The 21,658-nt window shown below is 55.8% G+C and carries 20 protein-coding genes; 8 read left to right on the forward strand and 12 right to left on the reverse strand.

Annotation, left to right across the window (positions count from 1 at the left end; genetic code table 11):
• Positions 1–3: 3 nt before the first annotated feature.
• Entirely contained in the window at positions 4–1,245 is a 1,242-nt protein-coding gene (locus V1603_RS19080) for an MFS transporter (RefSeq protein ID WP_395313101.1), read from the reverse strand.
• Positions 1,246–1,483: 238 nt separating this feature from the next.
• Between V1603_RS19080 and V1603_RS19085 the strand changes: the two genes are divergently transcribed.
• The 3 genes from V1603_RS19085 (at position 1,484) to V1603_RS19095 (ending at position 5,697) form a co-directional block, all read left to right on the forward strand.
• A complete protein-coding gene (locus tag V1603_RS19085) occupies positions 1,484–2,491 on the forward strand; it encodes a LacI family DNA-binding transcriptional regulator (protein WP_116338745.1) in 1,008 nt (335 codons plus the stop codon).
• A gap of 344 nt (positions 2,492–2,835) precedes the next feature.
• On the forward strand, positions 2,836–4,212 hold the full coding sequence (locus V1603_RS19090) for a diaminobutyrate--2-oxoglutarate transaminase (protein WP_014884533.1): 1,377 nt from the start codon (positions 2,836–2,838) through the stop codon (positions 4,210–4,212).
• Positions 4,213–4,230: 18 nt separating this feature from the next.
• Positions 4,231–5,697 (forward strand): pyridoxal phosphate-dependent decarboxylase family protein, encoded by a 1,467-nt coding sequence (locus V1603_RS19095; protein WP_395313102.1) that lies wholly within the window; start codon positions 4,231–4,233, stop codon positions 5,695–5,697.
• A 36-nt stretch (positions 5,698–5,733) separates the two neighbouring features.
• On the opposite strand, the gene V1603_RS19100 is transcribed toward V1603_RS19095, so the two are convergent.
• The 4 genes from V1603_RS19100 to V1603_RS19115 form a co-directional block, all read right to left on the reverse strand.
• On the reverse strand, positions 5,734–6,249 hold the full coding sequence (locus tag V1603_RS19100; protein ID WP_233002593.1) for a protein disulfide oxidoreductase: 516 nt from the start codon (positions 6,247–6,249) through the stop codon (positions 5,734–5,736).
• Between the two features lie 76 nt (positions 6,250–6,325).
• Positions 6,326–8,503, reverse strand: a complete 2,178-nt coding sequence (locus V1603_RS19105) for a polysaccharide biosynthesis tyrosine autokinase (protein ID WP_233002592.1) — start codon at positions 8,501–8,503, stop codon at positions 6,326–6,328.
• The gene (locus V1603_RS19110; protein ID WP_269837419.1) at positions 8,503–8,952 is read right to left on the reverse strand and encodes a protein tyrosine phosphatase; all 450 of its coding nucleotides are present in this window, start codon (positions 8,950–8,952) and stop codon (positions 8,503–8,505) included. Before V1603_RS19110 ends, V1603_RS19105 begins: the two co-directional genes overlap by 1 nt.
• On the reverse strand, positions 8,952–10,091 hold the full coding sequence (locus V1603_RS19115) for a polysaccharide export protein (RefSeq protein WP_233002590.1): 1,140 nt from the start codon (positions 10,089–10,091) through the stop codon (positions 8,952–8,954). Before V1603_RS19115 ends, V1603_RS19110 begins: the two co-directional genes overlap by 1 nt.
• Before the next feature lie 474 nt (positions 10,092–10,565).
• Here V1603_RS19115 and V1603_RS19120 point away from each other — a divergent pair, with 474 nt between their 5' ends.
• Positions 10,566–10,898: an RcnB family protein gene (locus V1603_RS19120; RefSeq protein WP_008500887.1), complete on the forward strand. Its 333-nt coding sequence runs from the start codon at positions 10,566–10,568 to the stop codon at positions 10,896–10,898.
• Positions 10,873–11,328: a GNAT family N-acetyltransferase gene (locus tag V1603_RS19125; RefSeq protein ID WP_395313103.1), complete on the forward strand. Its 456-nt coding sequence runs from the start codon at positions 10,873–10,875 to the stop codon at positions 11,326–11,328. The genes V1603_RS19120 and V1603_RS19125 overlap by 26 nt, the downstream gene beginning before the upstream one ends.
• 89 nt (positions 11,329–11,417) lie before the next feature.
• Here the strand turns inward: V1603_RS19125 and apbC are convergent, their stop codons facing one another.
• Positions 11,418–12,527 (reverse strand): iron-sulfur cluster carrier protein ApbC, encoded by a 1,110-nt coding sequence (gene apbC / locus V1603_RS19130; RefSeq protein ID WP_395313104.1) that lies wholly within the window; start codon positions 12,525–12,527, stop codon positions 11,418–11,420.
• Between the two features lie 137 nt (positions 12,528–12,664).
• Here apbC and metG point away from each other — a divergent pair, with 137 nt between their 5' ends.
• Positions 12,665–14,698, forward strand: a complete 2,034-nt coding sequence (gene metG, locus V1603_RS19135) for a methionine--tRNA ligase (protein WP_116338739.1) — start codon at positions 12,665–12,667, stop codon at positions 14,696–14,698.
• Between the two features lie 94 nt (positions 14,699–14,792).
• On the opposite strand, the gene V1603_RS19140 is transcribed toward metG, so the two are convergent.
• The 3 genes from V1603_RS19140 to V1603_RS19150 are packed head-to-tail and all read right to left on the reverse strand — an operon-like array spanning position 14,793 to position 17,708.
• Positions 14,793–15,263: a DUF1456 family protein gene (locus V1603_RS19140; protein WP_163330227.1), complete on the reverse strand. Its 471-nt coding sequence runs from the start codon at positions 15,261–15,263 to the stop codon at positions 14,793–14,795.
• A gap of 46 nt (positions 15,264–15,309) precedes the next feature.
• Positions 15,310–16,029, reverse strand: a complete 720-nt coding sequence (gene btsR / locus V1603_RS19145; RefSeq protein WP_116338738.1) for a two-component system response regulator BtsR — start codon at positions 16,027–16,029, stop codon at positions 15,310–15,312.
• Positions 16,023–17,708 (reverse strand): sensor histidine kinase, encoded by a 1,686-nt coding sequence (locus V1603_RS19150; protein ID WP_163330228.1) that lies wholly within the window; start codon positions 17,706–17,708, stop codon positions 16,023–16,025. The genes btsR and V1603_RS19150 overlap by 7 nt, the downstream gene beginning before the upstream one ends.
• 218 nt (positions 17,709–17,926) lie before the next feature.
• Here V1603_RS19150 and mlrA point away from each other — a divergent pair, with 218 nt between their 5' ends.
• Together mlrA and V1603_RS19160 are read left to right on the forward strand one after the other, a co-directional pair.
• Positions 17,927–18,667, forward strand: coding sequence for an HTH-type transcriptional regulator MlrA (mlrA, locus tag V1603_RS19155; RefSeq protein WP_116338734.1), 741 nt, complete (start codon positions 17,927–17,929; stop codon positions 18,665–18,667).
• A gap of 69 nt (positions 18,668–18,736) precedes the next feature.
• Positions 18,737–18,850: a protein YohO gene (locus V1603_RS19160; protein WP_008500895.1), complete on the forward strand. Its 114-nt coding sequence runs from the start codon at positions 18,737–18,739 to the stop codon at positions 18,848–18,850.
• Here V1603_RS19160 and V1603_RS19165 read toward each other — a convergent pair.
• Genes V1603_RS19165 through V1603_RS19175 form a run of 3 tightly spaced genes read right to left on the reverse strand, consistent with a single transcriptional unit; the run spans position 18,825 to position 21,646 of the window.
• Complete coding sequence (locus V1603_RS19165; protein WP_163330229.1) at positions 18,825–19,562, reverse strand: ABC transporter permease; 738 nt, start codon at positions 19,560–19,562, stop codon at positions 18,825–18,827. The genes V1603_RS19160 and V1603_RS19165 overlap by 26 nt on opposite strands.
• The gene (locus tag V1603_RS19170; RefSeq protein WP_163330230.1) at positions 19,546–20,496 is read right to left on the reverse strand and encodes an ABC transporter ATP-binding protein; all 951 of its coding nucleotides are present in this window, start codon (positions 20,494–20,496) and stop codon (positions 19,546–19,548) included. Before V1603_RS19170 ends, V1603_RS19165 begins: the two co-directional genes overlap by 17 nt.
• Positions 20,489–21,646, reverse strand: a complete 1,158-nt coding sequence (locus V1603_RS19175; RefSeq protein WP_395313105.1) for an ABC transporter permease — start codon at positions 21,644–21,646, stop codon at positions 20,489–20,491. The genes V1603_RS19170 and V1603_RS19175 overlap by 8 nt, the downstream gene beginning before the upstream one ends.
• Between the last annotated feature and the right edge of the window lie 12 nt (positions 21,647–21,658).

Below are 21,658 nucleotides of genomic sequence, written 5' to 3' on the forward strand. Positions count from 1 at the left end.
TAGTCAGATAGTAGAGGGTTGCGGCATGAGCGGGTCAGAGGAGGACTTACCTGAGCGCAACAGAAAAATAGAGATCAGCGTGGTGCTGAAAACCAACAGGCCCATAATGATATAGGATTGGGCAAAGCCGTATTTCTCATAGCTGTAACCTGCCAGCGGCGACAGGACAGAAGCAATCACCGAGCTTGTGCAGGCAAAGCCCACCAGATAGAGGGTGGAGGAGAGCCGCTTATCAAAATGCAGGCTGTTGTATTTAAATACCGAAACCAGCAATACGGGCAGTTCAACCGCATGCAGCAGCTTGGTAATGGAGATGAGCACCGGCCCCTCAACCAGACCCGATCCCACCATACGCATTGCCATCACCATTCCCGCGAAAATCAGGCCGTTTTTCGCGCCGAGGCGGTTCACCAGCCACGGGGCGCAAAACATGCCCGCCGCCTCAAGGAAAACCTGGAAGGAGTTGAGATAGCCGTACATGGCATTCCCTTCCTGCAACGTCGGGAACTGGGAGGAGAAATAGACCGGGAACTGCTGGTCATAAACGCCATAAATACAGGTGCCGATAACGAAAAATACCAGCGCCCAGAAACGAGGCTGCGTCAGCAGGCGCAATGCATCTTCCAGCGTCACCTTGCCACCGGACACCGCTTCCTGCATGGCGTGCGGTGCAGAAGAGACCCTGAGACGTGCCAGCAAAACAAAAAACACCAGCCCGGCGCAGCTCGCGACAGCGAAATTCAGCTTCGGATTGATGTTAAACAGGAGCCCCGCAAAAAAGGTTGCCACCGCCCAGCCAAGCGATCCCCACATTCTCGCCTTGCCGAACTCAAACTGGCTCTGGCGGGCCACGCGTTCAGTATAGGATTCCAGCACACCTATCCCGCCGTTAAACGTCAGGCCGATGAAAATCCCGCCGAAAATGCTGCCGAGTAACACGTTAATCTGCAGCAGGTAACCAAACAGCAAAAAGGCCGGGCCGGAAAGAATGAGCAGGCAGGTCAGAAACCAGAGCAGATTTTTTCGCAAACCGAGCTTGTCCTGAATAAATCCATAACAAATTTGCGCACACAGCGCGGAGACGGAAAGCACAGCATAGATAACGCCGGTGTCCCCCGCTTTTAAGCCCACTTCCTGATGAAGCCAGATCGAGAGCAACGAGCCGGAAGATGACCATGTGACAAAAAAGAAAAACAGTAATGCGCTTAGTAAAGGGTAGCTGTGAGAGTGATGCGTTTTCATCATGGCATTCTCATGTTGGAGGAATGCCTGGATGGTAACGTTAACATTGGTTCTTTCTCATGCTGTTTAGTTAAGATTTAAGATGTTAATCACGAAAGTTAACGTTAACATTAAGGGAATGAGATCGCGATCAAATATTCATCACTGAGGTAAGCATGACCTGAGCCGGGCATCAGCCTTCCTTTTACATCAGCGACTTAGTTGTATACCCTCTAACACAGAGCATTAACGGAGTAAGAAAATGGCTTCCCTGAAGGATGTCGCAAAGCTGGCTAACGTATCGCTGATGACGGTTTCCCGCGCGCTTAACAGCCCGGAACGCCTTAAACCGGAAACGCTGGCGCGCGTTCAGTTGGCTATCGAGCAGACCAGCTACGTTCCCGATCTGTCCGCCAAGAAAATACGCGGTGCGCATGCATCGCCTAAAACCATCGGCGTGCTGGCGCTTGATACGGTGACGACACCTTTCTCGGTGGAGATAACGCTGTCCATTGAAGAGACGGCCCGAATGCACGGCTGGAACAGCTTCGTGATGAATATGTTTACCGATGACAACCCGGATACCATCGTCGACCTTCTCCTCTCCCACCGGCCTGACGGGATTATCTACACCACGATGGGGTTACGTCAGGTTCCGCTTCCCGCCAAGCTGCTTACCCTTCCCTGCGTGCTGGCCAACTGCGAAAGCGTCGATGAAAAGGTCGCCAGCTATATCCCGGATGATGAACAGGGGCAGTACTCTGCCGTCAGGAAGTTACTGGCGGAGGGCTACAGACGGCCTCTTTGCCTGCATTTACCCGCGGGTCATCTGGCCACAACCCGACGCCGCCAGGGGCTGGAACGCGCCTGCCGTGAAGCCGGGATCGACCCGGACAGTCTGGAACATGAGTATATGGCGCTCGGGGATGAGCATTATCGTGATATTCCGTCCGCATTGCTGGCGCGCATCCAGAATGGCATCCCCCGGTTTGACTCCGTTATCTGCGGTAACGATCGTATCGCGTTTATGGTATACCAGACGCTGCTGGCGCAAGGGCTTCGCATCCCTGAAGATGTCGCGGTTCTCGGCTATGACAATATGGTGGGCATTGGCGAGCTATTTTTGCCCCCTCTTTCAACGGTTCAGTTGCCCCACTACGAAATTGGTCGCCTGAGCGCTCTGCACATTATTAACGGTGAACAACATCGGGAAACGACGCGCGTTGAAAGTCCTTTTTTAAAGCGTGATTCCATTATGCATGCCGTGTGATCGCCGCTTTTCGCTGACGACGCAGAAATAAGGGGGTAAAAAGGCGGCTATCCTCTTTTTTATCTCCGCCGATGGCACGATTTGTCACACTCTTTTCCATGCCTTTACACTCCAGACAAATACAACGTAACACAATGTTTTTATTGGTTATAAAGTGCAATCCTCCTTTTGAAAAAGGGGATATTTCCTCGCCTGTGCCTTCTGTCACAAAACAGTAAACAAATTAACCATTGAGCCCCGTGGCAAAAGGCTCTATATTGGCGGCGTTTTTTTCAGGCCCCCATCTGTTTTTTAACTTTTTATTCAATCGTTGCTCATAGCGAAGCGGCGGTTGTAGGAGTGATATGATGACGGATAAAGTCCGTATTGACACCGTAGATGCCCACAAAAGCAACGAAACCTATCTGGCCCGTCAGGCCGAGTTTGAATCTAACGTCAGGAGTTATCCGCGCAAACTGCCTTTAGCCATCACTAAAGCAGAAGGCGTGTGGATCACCGATGCAGATAATAAAGAATACCTTGACTGTTTAGCAGGCGCAGGGACCCTTGCGCTTGGCCATAACCATCCTGATGTGCTGAAAAGCATCCAAAATGTCATTACCAGCGGCTTGCCGTTACACACTCTGGATCTGACTACGCCTCTGAAAGACGCGTTTTCTGAATACCTGCTCTCTCTGCTGCCAGGTCAGGGCAAAGAGTACTGCCTGCAGTTCACCGGTCCATCCGGTGCCGACGCCGTTGAAGCGGCGCTGAAGCTGGCGAAAAAAGTAACCGGTCGTAGCGGTATCATCAGCTTCTCTGGTGGTTACCACGGTATGACCCACGGCGCACTGTCCGTGACCGGCAACCTGTCACCGAAAGAAGCGGTTGACGGTATGATGCCAGAAGTGCAGTTCATGCCTTACCCGCACGAGTACCGTTGCCCGCTGGGTATCGGTGGTGAAGCGGGCGTGAAAGCGCTGACTTACTACTTCGACAACCTGATTAACGACGTCGAAAGCGGCGTGCGTAAACCTGCTGCGGTGATTCTGGAAGCCGTTCAGGGTGAAGGCGGCGTGAACCCGGCTCCGGCTGAGTGGCTGCAGCGCATCCGTAAAGTGACTCAGGAACACGGCATTCTGCTGATCCTCGATGAAGTTCAGGCAGGCTTTGCCCGTACCGGTAAATTCTTCGCCTTCGAACACGCGGGCATCGAGCCAGACATCATCGTGATGTCTAAAGCAGTGGGTGGCGGTCTGCCGCTGGCCGTGCTCGGTATCAAAAAGCAGTTCGACGCATGGGCGCCAGGTCACCACACCGGTACCTTCCGTGGCAACCAGTTGGCGATGGCAACCGGTCTGACGACGCTGAAAATCCTGAAAGACCAGAACATCGCAGGCAAAGTGGCTGCACAGGGCGAATGGCTGAAAGGCCAGCTGAAAGAGATGGCGAAACGTTATCCGGTCATCGGTCACGTGCGCGGTCTGGGCATGATGATCGGTATCGAGATCGTTAAGCCACACGAAGCCGCTGACCACATGGGCTGCTTCCCTGGCGACGGCGAGCTGTCTGCGCTAATCCAGAAGAAGTGCTTCGAAGCCGGTCTGATTCTTGAGCGTGGCGGCCGTAACGGTATCGTTCTGCGTCTGCTGCCTTCTTTGCTGATCAGCGACGAAGAGCTGAAAATCTTCCTGGATAAATTCGAGCAGGCACTGCTTGCTGCGGGCGTTCGCCCGGCGTAACCGGAGTAGTTGATTACGATGTCTGATTCAAACCCAATTTTGTTCTCCTCTGCGCAGAGCATTGAAGCTTACCAGCAGGCGATTGAACAAAGCACTCAGGCTGTGATGCAGTGGCTGAAACAGCCTGAGATGTACCAGGGCAAAACGGTCGCGGAGCTGCGCGACCGTATTAAGCTGGATTTCAACCCGAAAGGGCTGGGCAACGAAGCGGCGATTGAACGCGCCGTTGAGTTCTTCCTGAAAGACAGCTTGTCCGTCCATCACCCGCAGTGTGTGGCGCACCTGCACTGCCCAAGCCTGGTGGTAAGCCAGGCGGCGGAAGTGCTGATCAACGCCACTAACCAGAGTATGGACTCCTGGGATCAAAGCCCGTCCGCAACCATTATTGAGATCAAACTGATCGAATGGCTGCGTACCCGCGTGGGTTATCAGGCTGGCGACGCGGGTGTCTTCACCAGCGGCGGTACCCAGAGCAACCTGATGGGCCTGATGCTGGCCCGCGACGCGTTCTTCGCACGTCAGGGGCACTCCGTACAGCAGGACGGCCTGGTGGGCGATCTGCGCAAGATCCGCGTACTGTGCTCCGAAAACGCGCACTTCTCCGTACAGAAAAACATGGCGCTGATGGGTCTGGGCTACCAGTCCGTGGTGCAGGTGAAAACGGATGAATTCTCCCGCATGGATCTGACCGATCTGGCGGCGAAAATCGAGCAGTGCAACGCGAACGGCGAACAGATTCTGGCGATTGTCGCAACGGCGGGTACCACCGATGCCGGTGCGATCGACCCACTGCGCGCGATCGCTGAACTGGCGGCGAAGCAAAACATCTGGGTACACGTTGATGCGGCCTGGGGCGGCGCGCTGCTGATGTCTGAGCAGTATCGTCACTATCTGGACGGCATCGAGCTGGTGGATTCCGTAACGCTGGACTTCCACAAGCAGTTCTTCCAGACCATCAGCTGCGGCGCGTTCCTGCTGAAAGAAGCGCGTCACTATGAGCTGATGCGCTATCAGGCGGCATACCTGAACTCCGAGTTCGACGAAGAAGCGGGCGTGCCTAACCTGGTGTCCAAATCCCTGCAGACCACTCGTCGTTTCGATGCGCTGAAGCTGTGGATGAGTCTGGAGGCGCTGGGTCAGGAGCAATACGCGGCAATCATCGATCACGGCGTGACGCTGGCACAGCAGGTTGCGGCCTACGTGAAGGAGCAGCCTGCTCTGGAACTGGTTATGCAGCCGCAGCTGGCAAGTGTGCTGTTCCGCTTCCGCGGACAGGTGCAGACGGACGACGCGGGCATCGCCCTGCTGAACCAGAAAATTGGTGATGCGCTGCTGGAATCCGGCCGTGCAAACGTTGGTGTGACCGAACATAACGGCATCACCTGCCTGAAGCTGACCCTGCTGAACCCAACCGTGACGCTGGAGGATATCAAAATCCTGCTGTCGCTGGTTGAGCGCACCGCGCAGGAAGTTCTGGCTAGGTAATACAAAACCCCTCTTCCGTCGGGAGAGGGGTTATCTTTATACGCCTGCCCACCACATTCTGATTTTCAATCCCCAGTAGCTCGTCCAGCCCGTTGTGGCGCTGACAACGTTACCCTTTGACACAATCACCAGCGTTGGCGTTACGCTCACCTGCCACTGCTGAGACAAGGCGCCGCTTGCATCGTTAATCACCGGCATACTCAGGTTTTTCTTTTCAGCCCAGCGGGCAAGCTTTGCATTATCACCGGAGCGCATGGCAACGCTCACGACGTTACCGCCCTCTTTTGCCAGCTTATCGACCGCAGGAGTTGTATAGCGACAGATGCTGCACCAGGTTGCCCAGACGTAAATCAGCAGCGGGCGCTCCTGGCTGAGCGCCGCGATATCGTAAATGTTACCGTCGATGCTCTGCATTGGCGTTGCGCTAAAGCTGGCGGGTAATGACGGCTTTCGGTATTGATCCACACCCCACATGACCGCCAGCGTAAGCAGAATGAGTATGATCCCCTCCCGCGCCCAGCGGCGCAGGCGACTCAATTTACGGTTATCCATTATGACCTCTCGATTTAACGGAGGTCATATTAACGGGCTATTCGGCGTCATGCTGTAAAGAAGTGTCGCGTCGCTTTTATTCCGGGGTGTAGCCGCCGTAGTCGTAATGGCTATACCCCGAGTGGTAATAGAACGCCGCGGATTTCACAATATCATTGAGAATCGCACCTTCAACCTGCACACCCATTTGCTGCAGACGCTTCAGGCAGTTCTCGATCTCTTTGATGCTGGTTTTACCGAAGCGGGCAACCAGCAACGTGGTTGCAGCGGCTCTGGCGACGAGTAGCGCATCCGTCACGGCCAGCACCGGTGGCGTGTCGACAATCACGATGTCGTACTCTTTGTCTATTCGCGACATTACCGTCTGGAAACGCTCATTCATAAGCAGCTCCACAGGATGCGAAGGTTGTGGTCCACAGGTCAACACGTCAAAGCCTCCTTTCTCGAAGCGTTGAATTGCATCCTGCCACTCTACGCTTCCCCCCAGCACGCTGGACAATCCATGGTGGTTGTTCAGTTTGAAAATATTGTGGACATATCCTTTGCGCATATCCGCATCAATGAACAGTACGCGCTGTCCGGCCTGAGCCGCAATCGATGCCAGTGAGGTACTCACCAGGGTCTTTCCGCAGTCCTGAGACGGACCTGAAATCACAACGACCCGATTTGCGGCATCCATCATGGTAAAATGCAGACTGGTGCGTAACCCGCGCACCGCCTCGACAAACATATCAGCCGGTCGGTCAACGGGCAGGAAGGGTATGTTTGACGTCCTGTGCTTCCAGTGGGAAGCAAACAGCGTTCTCCTGCGCAAATGCGTTTTTTTCCATAGCCAGACCGAACGCGGGAGCGTAGCCAGAAGAGGCATTCCCTGCGCTTCCAGCTGTTCAGACGAGGTGATGCCCCGTTTAAACGCAGAGCGAACCAACACCGTTCCTGCTGAGAGCATCAATCCCACCAGCATACCGAGCATAATGATAATCACTTTGCGCGGTTTGACTGGGGCCGGCTGCGTTACTGCAGGGTCAATGATCCGCACGTTTCCAATGGCACTGGAGCGTGAGATATTCAGCTCCTGCTGGCGCGTCAACAGCTGCAGGTAGATGGTGCGCCCGGACTCAACGTCACGGCTTAAACGTAAAATTTCCTGCTGCGTAGAAGGCATGGCTGAGACGCGGTTATTCAGGCGCGTACGTTCCTGCTCCAGGGTCTGTTTTTTTTCCCGTAAGGCGCGGTAGGTAGGATGATCCTTTTTGAAAAGCTGAGAAACTTCTGCTTCGCGGAACGTCAGCTCGTTAAGCTGATTTTCCACGTTAACAACCTGATCAAGAACCGTCTTCGCCTCAAGGGATAAATCGACAGAATCGCGTTGCTCTCTGTAGGCGTTCAGCCGTGCTTCGGCTTCATCCAGTTCGCGGCTGATTTTAGGCAGTTGATCCTGTAAAAATGTCAGGCTACGGGTATCTTTAGCTTCCTGGCGCGCAATATTCTGGCTGAGATAATTTTCAGCAATGGTGTTAAGCACCGCGGCGATCTTGTCAGGCTCCTCTCCCGTCAGCGTTAAGGCAATCATTCCGCTCTGCTTCGCCGACTCCGAAACAATGAGCCGACGCTGAAGGGCGTTAATTGCCTCAAGCTTTGTGACGGTTTTGAGGGAAAACTGGGTCCCTGGTGCCGCACTGAGGGAGGTGACAAGAAGCGTTACTCCGTCTTTAACCAGCGTTTTCCCGACAACGCCATCAGCCTCCAGCGTTTTTCCTTCGAGGTGATACCGGCCCTGCTCCTTAACGGTCAGTAAAAGTTCCTGCGGCTTATCTTCCAGAGGAGGAATGGTAAGCGCGCCAATTGTCAATTCACCGGCTTTATGCCCTCGTTCCAGTAGCGGCCCAATGACGGGCAGCACGCGCCGTTTAACGCTGTACGTTAGCCCCAGCTTTTCAACGGTCTCTCCCAGAATCATCCGCGATTTGAGCAGCAAGAGTTCGGGTGCAACATCAGGTGAAAGATCGGTACCAAACTGGCTTAAGCTTTTGAGCAACGAGTTGTCCTGCTTCGCTTCTATCTGTACAAGGGCATCGGCCTGGTAGATCGGTGTGATACTATAGGCATAGATCCCGGCGCATACGGTGAACAGGAGCGTGACGCACGCTATCACTACCCGATGATCAAACATCTCAGCCAACAGCTGAATGAGATCAATTTCATTATCATGCGGTGTTGCCGCACCATATTTGTCTGATTTATGAGACGACATTACTGCTTCATTCCTTGTTGACGCAAACGACGAGCCCATTCCTGGCTGGCTTTTCCTAACTGCTCGAAAACATATTCGAAGGCTTCCCGGCTTTTGCGATACGGGTCGGGAATGTCCTTTGTTTCCAGCCACTGACCAAACAACAGCGATTTCCCCCGATTCTCCGGTGCCACAGAGGCAATAAAACGGAGATGCTCTGGCTCCATCACCAGAATCAAATCGGATTTTTGTAACAGATAACGCGTGACCTTACGCGCCACGTGACCTTCCAGCGAAACCCCATGTCGTAAGGCGACTGCCTTTGCAGCCGCATCCGCCGGGCGTCCTGAGAGTCCGAAAATACCTGCCGAGGATACCTGCGTGTCGGGTAGCTGCTGGCGTAACAGCCGCTCACCAATCGGTGAACGGCAAATATTGCCGGTACAAACCACGAGAATTGAATTGAACATTATTGCGGCCACGACCTGATGTAACGGACGGTTTCGGTCAGGTCATGTACGCCACTGATGGTGGGTACCAGCTGGGTGATCACACGATTCCAGCGTGAAAGCGGTGCCGTCGTGACATAGACAATGTCGTACGGTTCCAGCTGGAATTCAGTACTCAGCACCATGGCTGAGGCATCTTCCGCATTGAGTTGATAGATGTTAGCGATTTTGTCTTTCTCGCCTTTTCGTGAAACCGGGCGAATAACAAAAATACCGGTTGCATCGGCCATATTCTGGTTCAGCCCGCCGGCACTCCCCAGGGCTTCGGCCAGCGTCATGCCGCTACGATCCATCTTAAGCGTGCTCTGCTTAACCACCTCGCCCATCACAAACACTTTCAGCGCGTCGTTCCGGGGAACAAACAGGATATCGCCCGGATAAAGCAGCTTATTCTGGGTCAAATCGCCATGTTGCATCAGGGCATAAAGTGAAAGCCGCGAATCCTGGCCATCATGCGTAAGCACGACGTTACGCCAGTCGGCATCCGCAGAGAGACCGCCCGCGGCGTTCACCGCATCCATTACCGTCAACGGAATATTGGTTATTGGCTGCTGGCCCGATTTCTCAACCTCTCCGGTGATATAGGCTTTTTGAGAACGGAAGGCGGCGACGCTGACGTCTACCTGCGGGCTCTCAATGAACTTATCCAGCCGCGCGGTGATCTCCTCACGTACCTGCGAAACCGTTTTGCCCGCCACTTTCAGCCTGCCGACGTAAGGATAGAAGAGCGTGCCATCAGCGTTAACCCAGTTACCCGCGTCGCTCGCGCTACGGTATTGCCCTGCGGGCGTCGTGAGTTCAGGGTGATCCCAGACGGTGACCGTCAGAATGTCCCCTGATCCAATGCGGTATTCCCAGTTTTTGAGTTGTTCATCCAGATTAGGATTTGCCTGAGATTTAGAAATGGGTGGACGCAGTTTTTCAATTAACCCAGGGCTTAAAGGAAAAATCTCCACGCGTTTTTCCAGCGGATCGTTAATTTCTTCACCGGGCGTGATTTTTTTCCCGGAAAGACTTAAGTTCTGGCCTGGTGAAAATACACATCCTGTTAGCTGGCTGAGCGTCAGAAAGGATAGTAAAAAAGCAGTTGTATTTTTCATTTATTTAAAATGTTGATTTATCGTTGTGCCGGGTATTTAACTCGTAAAAAAATGCAAGCAACACCTTGAAATATAATTATTTATTATCAGCCCACAACACTAAAAAGCACAAACTCGCTGCTCTTTAAAAAGTTAAAGACAGCGCACAATTGCGCAAGAAAACGGAGACCAATAACACTTTATGCGGCGCGATATTAAATGTTATCACTCGCGAAAGCATTCGCTTAACAGCGCAATTTGGACACAAAAAGTTATTTTCAGAAAAGATTAATAAAACAATAAAAAAAATAAATATGCCTCGCGATCAACATTCACCAAAATGATGGCCATCACCGTAATCGACTACACAAAACCCTCCACTTTTGTTACATTTTTTATCAAACACATCATGCTTTGATACTTAAAATGGACTGTCTGCCTTGTGCTGTGTACCCGCAGACAAAAAGTATCTGTAACGATATCACTGGAGAAAAAATGGCTAAGCGTAAATTGCTGCTTCTGGGTGTACTACTGTCTCTGGCGGGATCCGCATTCTCTGCCCCGCAAACCGCCGCTGCGCCATCTGGCATCAAGGCCTATGAAGAACAAGAGTTCATCGCGGATTTCACGAAGTTCAAAATCGGCGATACGGCACCGGCGCAGTATCAAACGCCGGAGTACACCATTAAACAGTACCAGTTGCGTAACCTGCCGGCGCCGGATGCCGGAACCCATTGGACCTATATGGGTGAGAACTATGTGCTGATCGGCGATGCTGATGGCAAGATCTACAAAGCCTACAATGGAGATATTTTCTATCACCGCTAACGCAATTTTGATTCGTCCCTGGCAGGAAAGTGACCGACCTTTCCTGCGCACGCTCTACCTCCACGCCCGGCGTGAAGCCTGGCCATGGCTGGACAGTGCAGACTGGCAGCTTGAGGACTTTGACGCGGCAACCCGTGACGAAGTGATTTGGGTTGCTGTTCAGAACGGGCATCGCCTGGGTTTTGCCTCCGTCTGGACGAACGATAATTTCCTGCACAACCTGTTTGTCGATCCGCAGTATCAGAGCCTGGGCGTCGGACATGTGTTGCTTGAGCACGTACAGAAGACGTTTACCAGTACGGGTTCGCTTAAGTGTCTGGTGAAGAATGCGCGGGCGGTTGCATTTTACCAGCGCCACGGCTGGCACATCGAGGCGACGGGGAATTCTCCGGAAGGAGAATATTATTTGATGCACTGTCGCCTGAGTTAACGTCAGGTGGCGCTACGCTTACCTGACCTACACGATCGTAATTGGCCGGGTAAGGCGAAGCCGCCACCCGGCACTAAGGCGCAGAGGCGTTACACCGCGCGGAAGGCGATTTCACCCGGGATCACTTCACCCTGCCAGTAGAGCTGCGCCGCAATGCGCCCCGCCAGCTGGCGATACATCTCCGCGAATTCGCTGTCCGGACGGCTGACAACCGTCGGTTTCCCGCTGTCCAGATCTTCACGCAAGGAAATATGCAGCGGCATCTGCCCCAGCAGCTGGGTGTGATACTGTGCCGCCAGTTTTTCCGCCCCACCCGTACCGAAGATAGGTTCGTGGTGTCCGCAGTTACTGCAGATGTGCATGCTCATGTTCTCGACGATGCCGAGCACCGGCACTTCCACTTTCTCAAACATCACGATGCCTTTTTTGGCGTCGATCAGTGCGATATCCTGCGGCGTGGTGACCACGACGGCGCCCGTTACCGGAATGTTCTGCGCCAGCGTCAGCTGTATGTCACCGGTGCCTGGCGGCATGTCCAGCACCAGATAATCCAGATCCGGCCACATCGTTTCCTGCAGCATCTGCAGCAGCGCTTTGCTGGCCATTGGGCCGCGCCAGACCATAGCGTTGTCGTCGGTCACCAGGTAACCGATGGAGTTAGTCGCCAGACCGTGCGCCACGATCGGTGCCATATGCGTGCCGTCAGGTGAGGTTGGACGCTGATTTTCCGCACCCAGCATGTTTGGAATAGAAGGACCGTAGATATCGGCATCCAGAATACCGACCTTTGCCCCTTCCGCCGCCAGCGCGAGCGCGAGGTTTACGGCGGTAGATGATTTACCCACCCCACCCTTACCTGAACTCACGGCGATGATGTTTTTCACCCCGTTGACGCCCGGCTGATTTTTCACACGCTTCAGCGTGGCGATGCTGTGGCTCAGCTTCCAGTCAATCGCTTTTGCACCGGTAATGCGCAGCAGCTCAGCGCTGGTCTGCTCTTTCAGCGCGTCAAAAGCGCTGGTCCAGACGAACGGCATCTGCAGCTCAACGTGCAATGTATCGTCCAGCCATGCGACGTGGTGTAACGCTTTCAGCGCAGTGAGGTTATGTTTCAGGGTTGGATGCTGAAAGTTAGCCAGCGTCCCGGCGACCATTGCTCGTAAGGCTTCCGGTGATTTGGCCTGGGATTGAGAACTCATCCCGACTCCTTTGTTCTTGTGAATAAGACCTTAGGCAAACAAGTTTACCTGAAAGGCCGCGGTTTGTGCTTACTTAATAATGCCCCTTTTGGTAATATCGAAAACCCTTTTCACAGTTAAAAGAAGTAATGCCTACTATGACTCAAGTCGCGAAAAAAATTCTGGTAACGTGCGCCCTGCCGTACGCCAACGGCTCAATCCACCTCGGCCACATGCTGGAGCATATCCAGGCTGATGTCTGGGTCCGTTACCAGCGAATGCGCGGCCACGAGGTTAACTTCATCTGCGCGGACGACGCCCACGGCACACCGATCATGCTGAAAGCGCAGCAGCTGGGGATTTCCCCGGAGCAGATGATTGCCGAAATGAGTCAGGAGCATCAGACCGATTTTGCTGGCTTTGACATCAGCTATGACAACTATCACTCCACGCACAGCGACGAAAACCGCGAGCTGTCGGAGCTGATCTACACCCGTCTGAAAGAGAACGGTTTTATCAAAAACCGCACTATCTCTCAGCTGTACGATCCGGAAAAAGGCATGTTCCTGCCGGACCGTTTCGTCAAAGGCACCTGTCCGAAATGTAAATCCCCGGACCAGTACGGCGATAACTGCGAAGTCTGCGGCGCGACCTACAGCCCGACCGAGCTTATCGAGCCGAAATCCGTGGTTTCCGGCGCCACGCCTGTGATGCGTGATTCCGAGCACTTCTTCTTCGACCTGCCGTCCTTCAGCGAAATGCTGCAGGCGTGGACCCGCAGCGGCGCGCTGCAGGAGCAGGTGGCGAACAAGATGCAGGAGTGGTTCGAATCCGGCCTGCAGCAGTGGGATATTTCCCGCGATGCGCCGTACTTCGGCTTCGAAATCCCGAACGCGCCGGGCAAATACTTCTACGTCTGGCTGGATGCGCCAATCGGCTACATGGGCTCGTTCAAGAATCTGTGCGACAAGCGGGGCGACACCGTCAGCTTCGACGAATACTGGAAGAAGGATTCCGACGCCGAACTGTACCACTTCATCGGTAAAGACATCGTCTACTTCCATAGCCTGTTCTGGCCGGCAATGCTGGAAGGCAGTAACTTCCGTAAGCCAACCAACCTGTTCGTACACGGCTACGTAACGGTGAACGGCGCAAAGATGTCCAAGTCTCGCGGGACGTTCATTAAGGCCAGCACCTGGCTGAACCATTTCGACGCGGACAGCCTGCGCTACTACTACACCGCGAAGCTCTCTTCCCGTATCGATGATATCGACCTGAACCTGGAAGATTTCGTGCAGCGCGTGAACGCGGATATCGTGAACAAGGTAGTGAACCTGGCGTCCCGTAACGCAGGGTTTATCGCCAAACGCTTTGACGGTGTGCTTTCTGCCGAACTGGCCGATCCTGAGCTGTATAAAACCTTCACCGATGCCGCCGCTGCGGTTGGCGAAGCCTGGGAAAGCCGTGAGTTCGGTAAAGCGATTCGTGAAATCATGGCGCTGGCCGATGTTGCCAACCGCTATGTGGACGAGCAGGCCCCGTGGGTTGTCGCGAAACAGGAAGGCCGTGACGCCGACCTTCAGGCAATCTGCACCATGGGTCTGAACATGTTCCGCGTGCTGATGACCTGGCTGAAGCCGGTTCTGCCGCAGCTGGCAGCCCGCACCGAGGCCTTCCTGAATACTGAACTGACCTGGGACGCTATCCAGCAGCCGCTGCTCGGCCACAAGGTGAATACCTTTAAAGCGCTCTATAACCGCATCGAAATGAAGCAGGTTGAAGCCCTGGTCGAAGCCTCTAAAGAAGAAGTGAAAGCGGCGGCGGCACCGGTAACCGGCCCGCTGGCTGACGATCCGATTCAGGAAACCATCACCTTCGACGATTTCGCGAAAGTCGACCTGCGCGTGGCGCTGATTGAAAACGCGGAGTTCGTGGAAGGTTCTGACAAGCTGCTGCGCCTGACGCTGGATCTGGGCGGCGAGAAGCGTAACGTCTTCTCCGGCATCCGTTCAGCCTACCCGGACCCGCAGGTGCTGATCGGTCGTCAGACCGTGATGGTGGCGAACCTGGCGCCGCGCAAAATGCGCTTCGGCATCTCTGAGGGGATGGTGATGGCCGCAGGCCCTGGCGGGAAAGATATCTTCCTGTTAAGCCCTGACGAAGGCGCGAAGCCGGGCCAGCAGGTGAAATAACAAAAAAGCCGGAGATTCTCTCCGGCTTTTTTGTTCTCCCTCTCCCTGTGGGAGAGGGCCGGGGTGAGGGCATCATGCCGCACCCATGCCGCATTTACGCCTTAGGGTGATGTACCCGGTGGGTCAGCCCGCGCAGGAAATTGCGCAGAAACTGGTCGCCGCACTCGCGGTAGTTTTTATGATCCGGCGCGCGCATCATGGCGGTCACTTCCGGCACGGATACGCGGTATTTTTGCTCCGTCATGATCGCCACAATATCGTCCGTTTTCAGCGTGAACGCGATACGCAGCTTTTTCAGCACCGTGTTGTTGTTCACGCGACGCTCCAGCGCCAGCTCCGGCGCGGCCGGATCTTTGCCACGCTTATCGTAAATGAGGCCGTTCAGGAAACCCGACAGAATGATGTCCGGGCAGCGAACGAAGCCCTCTTCGTCTTCTTTGGTCATCCAGGTATCGAAACCTGCAGACGTGGATTCCATATCGGACAGCGCAAGAATGCGCACCATGTCGTTATTGTTTGCTTTCAGGGTGTAGCGCAGGCTACGAAGAATGTCGTTACTTAGCATAGAGCCTTCGAATGTCGATGATGCAATGGCGCGCAGTGTACCAGTTTTACAGGCCAATCGCCTCTTTCAAACTCTTCAGGTAGCGACGGCTGACGGGGACGGTCTGCCCGGCACGCAGCACCAGCTCGGCCTGGCCGTTATCTTCCAGGCGGATCTCCTTCAGGTGCGCCATGTTCACCAGATACTGGCGATGGCAGCGGAGCAGCGGCGTGCGGCTCTCCAGCGTGCGCAGGGTCAGTTCGGTGAACCCTTCGTTCCCTTCCGCGCTGGTGACAAATACCCCGCTCAGGCGGCTACTGACAAACGCCACATCATCCATCTGCAGAAGATAAATCCGGCTGTGCCCGGTGCAGGGGATAAATTTCAGCGGCTGCTGGTTCTCCGGCAACAGCGTAACGTCCTGAACGGTTCGCTCCTGGCGTAAACGGCTGAGCGTTTTTTCCAGGCGCTTCTCTTCAATCGGCTTGAGTAAATAATCAAACGCGTGTTCCTCAAAAGCCTTAACGGCATACTCGTCGAACGCCGTCAGAAACACGATGTAGGGACGATGCTCCGGGTCGAGCATGCCGACCATCTCCAGCCCGCTGATGCGCGGCATCTGAATGTCCAGGAACAGCACGTCAGGGCGCAGTTTGTGCACCGCGCCGATGGCCTCAATGGCGTTGGCGCACTCTCCCACAATCTCAATATCTGGCTGCTCCTGCAGCAGAACGCGCAGGTTTTCCCGTGCCAGCGGCTCGTCATCCACAATCAGCACTCTTAACATGCGTTTTCCTCCAGCGGCAGTCGAACGGTAATACGGGTAAATCGGTCGGGCTCACAGGCAACGGTAATGCCACAGTCATCGCCAAAGTGGGCGCGCAGACGTTTATCCACCAGGCTCATCCCTAAACCGCCGGAGGCGGAAGGCTGGTAAAGCCCGGCGTTATCTTCAATATCCAGCACCAGATGATGGTTAAAACGGCTGGCGGCGATGGTGACCTCCCCTGTCCCCAGAAGCTGCGAGGTACCGTGCTTGATGGCATTCTCCACAATAGGCTGCAGGGTAAAGGCCGGAAGATGCTGATGCGCAAGCTCATCCGGAACGGAGAGCGACACCTGCAGACGGGATTGAAACCGCGCCTGCTCAATCTGCAGATAGGCATTCACGTGCTCAATCTCGTCGGCGAGGGTCACGATCTCAGAGGGCCGCTTCAGGTTCTTGCGGAAAAAGGTCGACAGAAACTGCACCAGCTGAGCGGCCTGATCGCTGTCGCGGCGGATCACAGCTTTGAGCGTGTTGAGGGCATTGAACAGGAAATGCGGATTGACCTGGGCATGTAGCAGCTTAATTTCAGACTGCGTCAGCAGGGCTTTCTGCCGCTCATACTGCCCGGCGAGGATTTGCGCGGAAAGAAGCTGGGCTATCCCCTCCCCCAGCGTGCGGTTGATGGAGCTGAACAGACGGTTTTTCGCCTCATACAGCTTGATGGTGCCCATCACCCGCTGATTTTCCCCGCGCAGCGGAATGACCAGCGTGGAGCCCAGCTTGCACTGCGGGTGCAGCGAGCAGCGGTAAGGCACTTCGTTACCGTCGGCATACACCACCTCACCCGTTTCAATAGCGCGCAGCGTGTAGGTCGAAGAGATCGGTTTGCCAGGAAGATGATGATCGTCCCCGGTGCCGGTAAACGCCAGCAGCTTTTCGCGATCGGTAATGGCAACGGCGCCGATATCAAGCTCCTTGTAGAGCACCTGCGCGACCTTCATGCTGTTCTCTTCGTTAAACCCCTGACGCAGGATCCCTTCGGTCGAGGCGGCAACCTTCAGCGCCGTGGCGGAAAAGGCCGAGGTGTATTTTTCGAACATAGCGCGCTTGTCGAGCAGAATACGCATAAACAGCGCCGCGCCGACGGTGTTGGTCACCATCATCGGGGCGGCAATACTGCTGACCAGGTGCAGCGCATCCTCGAACGGACGCGCAATCAGCAGAATGATCGCCATCTGCGCCATTTCGGCCACAAAGGTAATGGCCCCGGCGGTAAGCGGGCTAAAGACTTTATCCGGGCGACCGCGCTTAATCATATAGCTGTGCACCAGGCCACCGAGCAGCCCCTCGACGATCGTGGAGATCATGCAGCTGAGCGCTGTCATCCCACCCATGGAATAGCGATGCAGTCCGCCGGTCAGCCCCACAAGGCCACCGACGACCGGGCCGCCCAGCAGCCCGCCCATCACCGCGCCGATGGCGCGCGTATTGGCAATAGAGTCTTCGATATGGAGACCAAAATAGGTCCCCATGATGCAAAAAATAGAGAAGGTGACATAGCAGAGCAGCTTGTGGGGCAGGCGTACGGTAACCTGCATCAGCGGGATGAAAAGACGCGTTTTGCTCATCAGCCAGGCAATGACCAGAAACACGCACATCTGCTGAAGCAACAGCAGCACCAGGTTAAACTCGTACATACTCAAAACCGCACACGCTAAAAAACGCGTAACATACACGGATGCGGATGAACTTTCTTTGAAGCATCCCAAAAAAGCGTAAAATCGTGTCCGTTATCACACCTTTTTCTGCATATCGCGCATGCTTCGCATTATTTGCCTAAAAATTAACCACCCCTTCCTGGTTCGGCAAAGTGGGTCTACAGTTAAGCTGGGGACGCGTAAGCCAGGGGGCAAATATGGCGCTTTACACAATCGGTGAAGTGGCACTCCTTTGTGATATCAATCCCGTTACCCTACGGGCGTGGCAGCGACGGTATGGATTGCTCAAACCGCAGAGAACGGACGGTGGTCATCGTCTTTTCAACGATGCCGATATCGACCGGATCCGCGAAATCAAAAGCTGGATCGACAACGGGGTGCAGGTCGGCAAAGTGAAGTCCCTGCTGAGCCACGACGACCCGGACACACAACATCTCTGGCGTGAACAGCAGGAAACCCTGCTGCGACTCCTGCAGGCCGGTAACCTGCAGCGCCTGCGCGCCTGGATCAAAGAGCAGGGGCGCGATTATCCGGCGAAAACGCTTATCACCCATCTTTTCATTCCGCTCCGTCGACGCCTGCAGTGCCAGCAGTCTACCCTGCAGGCGCTGCTCAGCATGCTTGACGGGGTGCTGATTAACTATATTGCCGTCTGTCTTGCCTCGGCGAAGAACAAGGCCGGAAAAGATGCGCTGGTGGTCGGCTGGAACGTGCACGATACCACCCGTCTGTGGCTGGAAGCGTGGATCGCCACCCAAAAGGGCTGGCGCGTGGATGTCCTTGCGCACTCGCTGGGGCAGCTCAAACCCGAGTTTTTCGACGGCCAGACCCTGCTGGTCTGGTGCGGCGAAGTGCCGTCCGCCTCGCAGCAACAGCTGCTGACGGAATGGCGTGAGCACGGTTATCCGGTTTATTCCCTGGGCCCGGATGAACCATAACGGCATTTAATGGTTCATTAACAGCTGCGCTTCACCGTATAATTGTTCCGTTAACAACAGGAGCACATGATGAAGGCAACCAAACTCGCCATTATTACCCTTTTTGTCCTGATGGCCGTAAGCGGTATCGGCGGCGTGATGCTGGCCGGGTACTCGTTTATCGTTCGTGGCGGTGTCGGCTGAGGTACAGCGCCAGCCGCTCAAAAAGGCGATCGACGACGATGGCTGCCAGCGCGACCAGCACCGCCCCCTGCACAATATAAGCCGTATTAAACCCGCTTAAGCCGATGATGATCGGCGTTCCCAGCGTATTGGCACCTACCGTAGACGCAATGGTCGCCGTCCCTATGTTAATAATCACCGACGTGCGGATCCCGGCAATAATAACCGGTGCCGCAAGCGGCAGTTCTACCTTGCGAAGCCGCTGCCAGCGGCTCATCCCCATTCCTTCCGCCACGCTTAATACAGACGCAGGGACCGCCGCAACGCCCGCCAGCGTGCCCTGGAGAACGGGCAACACGCCGTATAAAATCAGAGCAATAATCGCGGGCTGCTGACCAAAACCCATCACCGGCACCGCTATCGCCAGCACCGCCACCGGCGGAAACGTCTGCCCAATGGCCGCAACCGTCTCCACCAGCGGACGAAACTCCCGGCCCGCAGGTCGCGTGACCGCAATGCCCGCCCCTACTCCCAGCACCACCGCGATGACGCTTGAGAGCGCCACCAGCCAGAGATGCGCCAGGGCGAGGTTGATAAAGCTCTCCTGCTGATAGACCGGCCGCGGCAGCCCGGGAAAAAGGGCGTTAAACAGCGCCGCGCTGTGGGGCATCAGAAACAGTAAGGCGACAAAGAGCGCTGCCAGCCAGAGGAGCGGATCACGCAGTGCCTTCACGCGTCACCTCCCCGGCCAGCAGATCGCGAAAATGCAGGCTTCCGCACGGCGCGCCCCGGGCATCCGCCACAGGCAGGACTTCACACCGGCGCGCGACAAACGCGGAGAGGGCGTCCCGCAGGCTCATCTGCTCCTGTAGCGGTTCGCCGCTCACCGCTGTCTCCTCGGGACGCATATAGTCACCAACCGTCCGCAGTGAGAGCAGCCTCACGCCCAGCTCGCTGCGGCCAAAAAACTCGCGCACAAAGTCGTTCTTCGGCCAGGTTAATAGCTCAAGCGGCGCGCCCTGCTGCACCACCTCGCCGTGGTCCATCAGCACCAGATGGTCGGCAAGGCGCAGGGCTTCATCAATATCGTGCGTCACGAGGACGATGGTTCGACCGAGAATGCGGTGAATGCGGGTCATCTCCGCCTGCAGCGCCCCGCGCGTAACCGGATCCAGCGCGCCGAAGGGTTCATCCATCAACAGCACCTGCGGGTTGGCCGCCAGCGCGCGCGCCACGCCCACGCGCTGCTGCTGCCCACCGGAGAGCTGGTGCGGATAGCGATCGCGCAGCGCGAGCTCCAGCCCCAGCAGAGACATGAGTTCATCAACGCGGTCAGCGATTTTAGCCCGCGACCATTTCTCCAGCTGCAGCACGGTGGCGATGTTCTGCGCCACCGTCCAGTGCGGAAACAGGCCGATAGACTGAATGGCATAGCCCATCCGGCGGCGCAGCTCCAGCACCGGCAGGCTGCGGATCTCTTCTCCGGCAAAGCGGATCAGGCCGCTGTCGTGCTCAACCAGCCGGTTGATCATCTTCAGCGTGGTGGATTTTCCCGAACCCGATGTGCCAATCAGCACGGAAAACGCGCCCTCGGCAAAGTTCAGGTTCAGGTGGCTCGCCGCCGGGCGACCGGCAAAGGTTTTACTGACATCATGAAATTCAATCATTGGCTCTTCTCCTGAGCAGCGCGAGCCATAAGGCAAACAGCGCGTCGACGACAACCGCCAGCGCAATGGTGGGAACCACGCCCAATAACACCAGATCGAGCGCGCTGCTCAGCAGCCCCTGGAATACCAGCGCGCCAAAGCCGCCCGCACCAATCAGTGCGGCAATCACCGCCATGCCGACGGTCTGGACCGCCACCACCCGCAGGCTGCGCAGCAGCAGGGGCAGCGCCAGCGGAAGCTGAATCCTCCAGAAACACTGTCGCGCGCTCATGCCCATCGCATGGGCGCTTTCCAGCACATCCGGCGCGACCTGGCTTAATCCCGCGACCACGCCGCGCACCAGCGGAAGCAGCGCGTATAGCACCAGCGCAATCAGCGCGGGCGTTAACCCCGTTCCGGCGATGCCCACCGCGCCCAGCGCAGGAAACGACTTCACCAGCCCGGCCAGGGGCGCAATCAGCAGGCCAAACAGCGCAACGGAGGGAATCGTCTGGATGACATTGAGCACGGCAAAGACCCCACCCTGGCGTGAAGGATGACGATAACACCACATGCCGAGCGGTATCCCAAGCAGCAGAGCCGGGATCAGCGTGCCAAAAAGAATTGTCAGATGTTGCGCCAGGGCATCATCAAACACCTCCTGACGGTTGGCGTACTCTTTTAACAGCGAGAGATTATTTAGTTCCCCGCTGAACAGCAGGAACAATGGAATGCACCATATCTGCGCGTTGAGCACCCAGCGCCAGACGGCGCTGGAGATGAGTCGACGAATGGCATCGCTACTGGCCAGCAGACACAGCGCCAGCCACAGCCAGAGGCCGCTACCCACCGTGGTTCTCGCCAGCGGACTTTCCGCCGACGCCATATGCGTCGCCGCCTGCCCGGCGCCCCAGAACAGGACGATAAACAGCCCTTCAGCGAGGAGCAGCGTCAGCCACTGCGCCGTGCGCCCTTGCCAGAGCGACAGTGTAACCCACGCGCCCAGTGCCGCCGCCAGCCACCACGGCGTGAACGCCCACACTTCCCAGATATAGCGCCCTTCCCCCGACATCAGGCGGTTAGGCGCGACGTTCACAAACGGTAACGCGACCGCCGCGATGGCCAAGCAGGCCAACAGCAGCAGTACGCGATTATGACATTTTATTGGCACAGCCCTTTCCCG

This window comes from Enterobacter sp. ECC-219 (assembly GCF_043966805.1).
GTDB lineage: Bacteria > Pseudomonadota > Gammaproteobacteria > Enterobacterales > Enterobacteriaceae > Enterobacter > Enterobacter cloacae_N.

Coding starts and splice junctions, on each gene's coding strand:
- V1603_RS19080 (WP_395313101.1), bottom strand. CDS start 1,245: ATGATGAAAACGCATCACTCTCACAGCTACCCTTTACTAAGCGCATTA.
- V1603_RS19085 (WP_116338745.1), top strand. CDS start 1,484: ATGGCTTCCCTGAAGGATGTCGCAAAGCTGGCTAACGTATCGCTGATG.
- V1603_RS19090 (WP_014884533.1), top strand. CDS start 2,836: ATGATGACGGATAAAGTCCGTATTGACACCGTAGATGCCCACAAAAGC.
- V1603_RS19095 (WP_395313102.1), top strand. CDS start 4,231: ATGTCTGATTCAAACCCAATTTTGTTCTCCTCTGCGCAGAGCATTGAA.
- V1603_RS19100 (WP_233002593.1), bottom strand. CDS start 6,249: ATGGATAACCGTAAATTGAGTCGCCTGCGCCGCTGGGCGCGGGAGGGG.
- V1603_RS19105 (WP_233002592.1), bottom strand. CDS start 8,503: ATGTCGTCTCATAAATCAGACAAATATGGTGCGGCAACACCGCATGAT.
- V1603_RS19110 (WP_269837419.1), bottom strand. CDS start 8,952: ATGTTCAATTCAATTCTCGTGGTTTGTACCGGCAATATTTGCCGTTCA.
- V1603_RS19115 (WP_233002590.1), bottom strand. CDS start 10,091: ATGAAAAATACAACTGCTTTTTTACTATCCTTTCTGACGCTCAGCCAG.
- V1603_RS19120 (WP_008500887.1), top strand. CDS start 10,566: ATGGCTAAGCGTAAATTGCTGCTTCTGGGTGTACTACTGTCTCTGGCG.
- V1603_RS19125 (WP_395313103.1), top strand. CDS start 10,873: ATGGAGATATTTTCTATCACCGCTAACGCAATTTTGATTCGTCCCTGG.
- apbC (WP_395313104.1), bottom strand. CDS start 12,527: ATGAGTTCTCAATCCCAGGCCAAATCACCGGAAGCCTTACGAGCAATG.
- metG (WP_116338739.1), top strand. CDS start 12,665: ATGACTCAAGTCGCGAAAAAAATTCTGGTAACGTGCGCCCTGCCGTAC.
- V1603_RS19140 (WP_163330227.1), bottom strand. CDS start 15,263: ATGCTAAGTAACGACATTCTTCGTAGCCTGCGCTACACCCTGAAAGCA.
- btsR (WP_116338738.1), bottom strand. CDS start 16,029: ATGTTAAGAGTGCTGATTGTGGATGACGAGCCGCTGGCACGGGAAAAC.
- V1603_RS19150 (WP_163330228.1), bottom strand. CDS start 17,708: ATGTACGAGTTTAACCTGGTGCTGCTGTTGCTTCAGCAGATGTGCGTG.
- mlrA (WP_116338734.1), top strand. CDS start 17,927: ATGGCGCTTTACACAATCGGTGAAGTGGCACTCCTTTGTGATATCAAT.
- V1603_RS19160 (WP_008500895.1), top strand. CDS start 18,737: ATGAAGGCAACCAAACTCGCCATTATTACCCTTTTTGTCCTGATGGCC.
- V1603_RS19170 (WP_163330230.1), bottom strand. CDS start 20,496: ATGATTGAATTTCATGATGTCAGTAAAACCTTTGCCGGTCGCCCGGCG.